The organism is Laceyella putida (genome assembly GCF_042665195.1).
GTDB classification, from domain to species: domain Bacteria; phylum Bacillota; class Bacilli; order Thermoactinomycetales; family Thermoactinomycetaceae; genus Laceyella; species Laceyella putida.
The window spans coordinates 1-5,139 of sequence record NZ_JBHTBW010000068.1 but is presented as its reverse complement, the minus strand read 5'-3'; the positions used below and the strand labels follow the sequence as shown (position 1 = coordinate 5,139).

The following is a 5,139-nucleotide window of genomic DNA, read 5'->3' as shown; positions in this document are numbered from 1 at the left end:
GGAGCTCTTACGAGCTAAATGAACGAACACTTTCTCAGGTCACGGTTTACTCACTCTTTAGTTTTCAGGGAATGCGCGAAAAGCCTCTACAGCCGAAAGGTTGTGGAGGCTTTTTGTTTCTGTTTTGTGTTATCATGAGTGAACGATAATGCCTTAAGATAGATAAGATAGATAAGATAGAAAGGAAGAGCTGGATGACGTCACATTTTCAACGCCAAAAACTTTTGCCCGCCGCAAAAAGTGTCAAGGACTTCGAAAAATTGCTGGAAAGCGCATATGAGTATATTGTGATGCTTGATTGCCACATCGCCCAACTTCCACCTCTAATGAGACTGGCACACCAACATCAGAAAAAAGTGATATTGCACGTTGATTTAATTCAAGGATTGAAAAATGACGAATATGCAGCTGAATTTCTGTGTCAAATGGTCAAACCAGCCGGTTTGATTTCCACCCGAACCCCTGTGGTGCAAGTAGCCAAGAAACGGAGAATCATTGCCATTCAGCGCGTGTTTTTGTTGGATACACATGCTTTGCAAACGAGTTATCGTTTATTGGAATCTTCACAACCGGATTATATCGAGGTGCTCCCAGGCGTCATTCCGCATGTGATTAGAGAAGTGGTGGAAGAAACAAAGATCCCGATTTTGGCGGGAGGCTTGATTCGAACCAAACGGGAGCTTGATCAAGCTTTGCAAGCAGGAGCCGTTGCCATTACGACGTCAAATAAAAAATTGTGGCATATTCGATAAAAAGTATTGAAATTTATGTATCTATTATTTAAAATAGACATTGATAGCGCTTCCGAAATTCAGTTCTGATTTAAGTTCATAGCTGACATGAGTCGATGAGAGTCACTAAGGCCTCTGGTTCGTTTGAACGAGAGTAGGTTCCTAGTGGCTCTTTTTTGTACTCGTTTTGAAAAGAGGAGGGATTGTATGTCTCATTTTACCGCTGAGTTACTTGGCACGATGATGTTGATTTTGTTGGGGAATGGGGTCGTTGCCGGAGTGGTGTTACACCGGTCCAAAGCCTATCAAGCCGGTTGGGTTGTGATCACCTTTGGTTGGGGTTTGGCTGTGATGGTTGCCGCTTATATGGTTGGCCACGTCAGTGGCGCTTATTTGAATCCGGCTTTGACCATTGCTTTTGCCGTCGCAGGGAAGTTGTCTTGGTCGGAAGTGGGGAATATGATTGTTGCCCAGTTGATTGGAGCCTTTTTGGGTGCCGTTTTGGTTTGGTTGCATTATTATCCCCACTGGTCCAAAACGGAAGAACCTGGGGATAAACTGGCCGTGTTCGCCACTTCCCCCGCGATTAAACATGTGCCGTCCAATTTATTGAGCGAAATCATTGGTACTTTTGTGTTAGTATTTGCCTTACTTGCATTTGGCAGCAAAGGGGTTGTTTTTGCGGACGGTTTGCAAACCCTGGTCGTGGGCTTTCTGATTGTGGCGATTGGGATGTCGCTCGGGGGAACCACGGGTTACGCCATTAATCCGGCAAGGGACTTGGGCCCGCGTTTGGCCCATGCCATCCTGCCGATTCCGGGAAAGGGATCATCGGAATGGGGATACGCCTGGATTCCGGTCGTGGGACCCGTCATCGGAGCGGTGCTTGCCGCGCTCCTTTATGGATGCTTGTATTAATAGTGAAAGGGTGAGAGGATGACTAACCAATATGTATTAGCGATTGATCAAGGGACAACCAGTTCCAGGGCGATACTGTTTGATCGAGCAGGACAAATCGTGAAGATTGCGCAACAGGAGTTCACCCAATATTTCCCTCAGCCGGGGTGGGTGGAACATGATGCGGAAGAGATTTGGGAGTCTGTTAAAGCGGTGTTGGATGAAGTGATTGAGAAAGCGGGAATCCAAGCCAGCCAGATCGCGGCGATTGGGATAACGAACCAACGCGAGACGACGGTGGTTTGGGACAAACATTCCGGCAAGCCCGTCTATTCGGCCATTGTATGGCAATCCAGACAAACCTCCGCCATTTGCGACGAGTTGGTTGCGCAGGGGTTGAATGATGTTTTTCGCAACAAAACAGGGTTATTGATTGATGCCTATTTTTCCGGGACGAAGGTGAAATGGATCCTTGACCATGTAGACGGGGCCAGGGAAAAAGCTGAGCGCGGAGACCTGCTCTTTGGCACCATTGACTCGTGGCTGATCTGGAAGCTGACGAATGGGCAAGTGCATGTCACCGACTATACCAACGCTTCGCGGACGCTGATGTACAATATTTACGAGTTAAAGTGGGATGAAGAATTGCTTGCCGCATTAACGGTTCCCCCGTCCATGTTGCCGGAAGTGCGAGCCTCTTCCGGTGTGGTTGCCAAGACGAGCAAAGCGGTTTTGGATGCGGAAATTCCGATCGCGGGGATCGCTGGCGATCAGCAAGCCGCTTTGTTTGGGCAAGCGTGTTTTGAACCGGGGATGGCCAAAAACACATACGGCACGGGCTGTTTCATGTTAATGAACACAGGTGAGAAAGCGGTTCCTTCCCGACATGGACTGCTTACCACCATCGCTTGGGGAATGGATGGCAAAGTGGAATATGCGTTGGAAGGCAGCATTTTCATCGCGGGATCGGCGATTCAGTGGTTGCGCGACGGATTGAAAATGATCAAGCATGCAGCCGATTCGGAACAATTTGCAACACAAGTGGACTCAACCGATGGGGTTTACGTCGTCCCGGCGTTTGTCGGTTTGGGCACGCCATATTGGGATCAGGATGCCCGCGGGGCGGTTTTGGGGTTAACCCGCGGCACGACCGACGCACACTTTATTCGGGCGACGTTGGAGTCACTGGCTTACCAGACCAAAGACGTTTTAACGGTGATGGAACGGGATTCCGACATTCAATTGAAAAAGTTGCGTGTTGACGGGGGGGCCACCGCGAATCAATTTTTGATGCAGTTTCAAAGTGACATTTTAGGGGTACCAGTGGAAAGACCGAACGTTTTGGAGACAACAGCCTTGGGGGCTGCGTATCTGGCCGGTTTGGCGGTGGGATATTGGGAAGGCAAAAACGAAATTGCCCACCATTGGCACCGGGATGCGATTTTTGACAGCCAGATGGATGACACGGAACGAGAAAAGTTGTACAATGGATGGGTAAAAGCGGTTGAAGCCACACGGGCGTTCAAACCGTAATGGCTGAAGAACAAGTTAATAGGTTATGGAGATTTGGAGATAAACCACATACCCTTATGCACTCATGGCATAAGGGATTATGTGGTTTTTTTATTATCATAAGGAGGGATCGGACATGAGCCGAAGACAAGAGTGGAAACAAGACATGCAACGTGAAGTGGATTTGCTGGTGATTGGCGGGGGGATTACAGGGGCTGGCATTGCACTCGACGCACAAGCGCGCGGAATCGACACGGCGCTGGTGGAGATGCAAGACTTCGCCGCCGGCACATCGAGCCGTTCCACAAAGTTGGTCCACGGTGGATTGCGTTATCTCAAACAATTGGAAGTGCAACTGGTTGCCGAAGTGGGGAGAGAACGGGCCATTGTTTATGAGAATGGACCTCATGTCACCAAACCGGAGTGGATGTTGTTGCCAATCGTGAAGGGAGGAACCTATGGCAAATGGGCGAGCTCCATCGGGTTGACCGTCTATGATCGTTTGGCGGGCGTCAAGAAGAGCGAGCGGCGGCAGATGTTAAACAAAGATGAAACGTTGCGAAAAGAACCGCTCCTGCGCAAAGAGGGATTGAAAGGTTCGGGATATTATGTTGAGTACCGTACCGACGATGCCCGGCTAACGTTGGAAGTGATGAAAAAAGCGGTTGAGTTGGGTGCAAAGGCGTTTAATTATATGAAAGTGACCGAGCTTTTGTATGAGAACGGCAAAGTGGTCGGTGTAAAAGTGCGGGATCAGATATCCGGGGAGGAACATGTTTGGCGCGCCAAGAAAGTTGTCAATGCGACAGGCCCATGGGTGGATGAGTTGAGGGAGATGGATGGCTCCAAACACGGGAAAACCCTGCATTGGACCAAAGGTGTCCATATCGTGGTGGATGGCAGCCGTTTTCCATTGCGACAGGCCGTCTATTTTGATACGCCAGACGGACGGATGGTTTTTGCCATTCCGCGTGACGGCAAAGCGTATATCGGGACCACGGATACCGATTACCGCGAAGACCTCACCCATCCCAGGGTCACGGAAACGGATCGGGATTATCTGTTGCAGGCGGTCAATGGCATGTTTCCTGAGGTTAAATTGACACAAGAGGATGTGGAGACGTTTTGGGCCGGCATCCGTCCCCTTATTCACGAGGAAGGGAAGTCTCCCTCGGAGATATCGCGCAAAGATGAAATTTTCCATTCCAAGACGGGGTTGATCACCATCGCGGGTGGGAAGCTCACCGGATATCGCAAAATGGCGGAAAAAGTAGTCAATCTGGTGGCGAAAGAATTGCATCAAGAAACAGGAAGAAACTTTGCCGCGTGCCAAACACATCGCATTCCGATCTCAGGGGGAGAAGTGGGTGGGGCCTCGCAGTTTGCATCGTTTGTGACGGATAAAATAAAGCAAGGGATAAAGTTGGGGTATACAGAACAACAAGCCGAATGGTTGACCCGTTTATATGGCGCCAATGTGGAACGCGTCTACCAATGGGCCACCGAGGATGGAAAGGCTGCGGCCGAGCGCTATGCGATCCCACTTGACCTCTATTCTTCCCTCATGTATGGATTGGAACATGAAATGGTCCTAACGCCTGTGGACTATTTGCTCCGCCGCACAGGAGCCATGCTGTTTGACATCGCCTGGGTCCAGCGGTGGAAAGATGGGGTGATTGAAGTGATGGCCAATTATGGTGCTTGGGATGAGCAAGCAAGAAAGCGGTGGGAGCGGGAATTAGAGCAGGAGATAAACTATGTGACTGAAGTGGTTAGTGACAAGGCAAGCAATAATGGCGTCATTAGAAAGAAATGAAGGATGTTCTCCCTTGTCATTTGATAAGGGAGATTTTTTTATAAAAAAGGGTTGCATTTGTTTTTTAGCCGTGCTATATTAATTCTTGTCGCCGCGATGCGGTGATCACAAAAAACAACGCACCTTGAAAATTAGATATGGAATAAAGCAACGAGGGTAAGAAGGAAGCATTGAAACGACCTT

4 protein-coding genes are annotated in these 5,139 nt (G+C 49.2%); all 4 read left to right on the top strand.

Annotated elements, in window-relative coordinates; all coding sequences use genetic code 11:
- Positions 1–194 precede the first annotated feature (194 nt).
- The 4 genes from ACFQNG_RS18135 (at position 195) to ACFQNG_RS18120 (ending at position 4,956) form a co-directional block, all read left to right on the top strand.
- The gene (locus tag ACFQNG_RS18135) at positions 195–752 is read left to right on the top strand and encodes a glycerol-3-phosphate responsive antiterminator (RefSeq protein WP_379867263.1); all 558 of its coding nucleotides are present in this window, start codon (positions 195–197) and stop codon (positions 750–752) included.
- 186 nt (positions 753–938) lie between these two features.
- A complete protein-coding gene (locus tag ACFQNG_RS18130; RefSeq protein WP_379867260.1) occupies positions 939–1,649 on the top strand; it encodes an MIP/aquaporin family protein in 711 nt (236 codons plus the stop codon).
- 18 nt (positions 1,650–1,667) lie between these two features.
- Positions 1,668–3,161 carry a glycerol kinase GlpK gene (gene glpK, locus ACFQNG_RS18125; RefSeq protein WP_379867259.1) on the top strand — a complete coding sequence of 498 codons (1,494 nt, stop codon included), beginning with the start codon at positions 1,668–1,670 and terminating at the stop codon, positions 3,159–3,161.
- Positions 3,162–3,276: 115 nt separating this feature from the next.
- Positions 3,277–4,956 carry a glycerol-3-phosphate dehydrogenase/oxidase gene (locus tag ACFQNG_RS18120; protein ID WP_379867257.1) on the top strand — a complete coding sequence of 560 codons (1,680 nt, stop codon included), beginning with the start codon at positions 3,277–3,279 and terminating at the stop codon, positions 4,954–4,956.
- Positions 4,957–5,139 lie beyond the last annotated feature (183 nt).

Excerpts from the sequence above, each read along its gene's own strand:
- ACFQNG_RS18135 (WP_379867263.1), top strand. The coding sequence starts at position 195 with ATGACGTCACATTTTCAACGCCAAAAACTTTTGCCCGCCGCAAAAAGT.
- ACFQNG_RS18120 (WP_379867257.1), top strand. The coding sequence starts at position 3,277 with ATGAGCCGAAGACAAGAGTGGAAACAAGACATGCAACGTGAAGTGGAT.
- glpK (WP_379867259.1), top strand. The coding sequence starts at position 1,668 with ATGACTAACCAATATGTATTAGCGATTGATCAAGGGACAACCAGTTCC.
- ACFQNG_RS18130 (WP_379867260.1), top strand. The coding sequence starts at position 939 with ATGTCTCATTTTACCGCTGAGTTACTTGGCACGATGATGTTGATTTTG.